Raw genomic sequence first — 281 nt, forward strand, 5'->3', positions numbered from 1 at the left:
TTCATATCTGAGCTTTTATTAATTTTTGAATTTGAAAATATCAGAATCTGTACGTGTAACTTTTGCTAATTCCTCAAGTTCACTTACAATTTGCGGGTATTCATTGGAAAGATCAGTTGTTTCTTCAGGGTCTTTTTCTATATCAAACAACTCAGTGACTGTTTGACTAGGTTTAAACACTTTTGTTCGAACTAATTTCCAGTTACCCTTACGTATAGCCTGACTTCCTCCCCGTTCATAAAACTCCCAATATAAATACTCATGTTCTTGTTGAGGTTTAC

Annotated in this window: 1 pseudogene; it reads right to left on the reverse strand. The window is 33.8% G+C overall.

Annotation, left to right across the window (positions count from 1 at the left end):
• Nucleotides 1–18: 18 nt before the first annotated feature.
• Nucleotides 19–281: pseudogene (locus FNN09_RS21270) on the reverse strand (arylsulfatase); the annotation flags it as partial.

The organism is Carboxylicivirga sp. M1479 (genome assembly GCF_007097485.1).
GTDB lineage: Bacteria > Bacteroidota > Bacteroidia > Bacteroidales > Marinilabiliaceae > Carboxylicivirga.